General features: G+C 80.5%; 1 protein-coding gene. It reads right to left on the bottom strand.

Annotated elements, in window-relative coordinates:
* Positions 1 to 1,100: bifunctional ADP-dependent NAD(P)H-hydrate dehydratase/NAD(P)H-hydrate epimerase (locus JZ5iCDA_RS17645; protein ID WP_069388252.1), on the bottom strand; the 1,100-nt coding region annotated here is incomplete at both ends.

Genomic DNA, 1,100 nt, shown 5'->3' with positions numbered 1-1,100 from the left:
GCGCTGCCGCCGCGGCCAGCTCGGCCGCCGCCGCAGGCTCGGCGAGGACGCGTTCGGCGTGGGTGGCGAGCAGGACGCCGAGCACGCCGCTGAGCACGTCGCCCGCGCCCGCGGTCGCGAGCCACGGCGGCGCGTCCGCCTGCGCGTAGACGACGCCGGGACCGACGACGAGGGTTGCCGACCCCTTGAGCAGCACCGTCGCGCCCGTGAGCTCGTGCGCGCGCCGGGCCCACCGCAGCGGCTCTGCCTCGACGTCGGTGCGGGACGCGTCCTCGCCCCGGGCCGTGAGCAGCGTCGCGAGCTCGCCCGCGTGCGGGGTGAGGACGACGGACGGAGGGCAGCGCTCGGGCAGCAGCGACAGCGCGCCGGCGTCGACGACCGCCGCGACGTCCGGCGCGGCGCCGCTCCCCGCCTCGTCCCCCTCCTCGTCGCCCGCGACGGCGGCCGCGAGCGCCCGGCGCACGCGGTCGTGCTGGCCGCCGTCGTCCACCGGCTCCTCCCCCGGACCGGGCACCGGCGGGACGCCGGACCCGAGCGACCACGCCTGCACGCGCCCCTCCCCCGGCACGACCTCCGGGTGGGCGGCGAGCACGGCGTGCGTGACGTCGTCGGGCCCGGCGTAGCGGACCATGCCGGGGCCGGTCCGCACGGCCGCGCTCGCGACGAGCACGGCCGCGCCCGGGTAGGTCGAGGTCCCGGCGACGACGCCGAGCACGCCGCGCGTGTACTTGTGGTCCGCCGGGCCCGGGACGGACCACAACCCGGCGACGTCCGTCGGCTCCAGCCGGCGCACGGCGGGACCGGCCGCGCCGCCCGGTCCCGCACCCGGAAGGTCCAGCCCGAGGTCCACGACGGCGCCGTGGCCCGCGAGGTGCGTCGCGGGCGGCACGAGCAGGCCCGGCTTGGCGGCGCCGAACGTCACCGTGCGGTCCGCGCGGAGCACGGAGCCGGGGACCGTGCCGTCGTCCACCCCGATGCCGCTCGGCGTGTCCACCGCGACGACGACCGGCCGGCGGTCCGCGCGCTCCAGCTCGGCGGCCAGGCGCTCGACGAGGTCGCGCGCGACGCCGCGCAGCGGCCCGCTCGCGCCGATGCCGACG

The organism is Cellulosimicrobium cellulans (assembly GCF_001722485.1).
Classification (GTDB): domain Bacteria; phylum Actinomycetota; class Actinomycetes; order Actinomycetales; family Cellulomonadaceae; genus Cellulosimicrobium; species Cellulosimicrobium cellulans_A.
The sequence above is the reverse complement of the archived record's forward strand: the minus strand, read 5'-3'. Positions and strand labels throughout refer to the sequence as shown.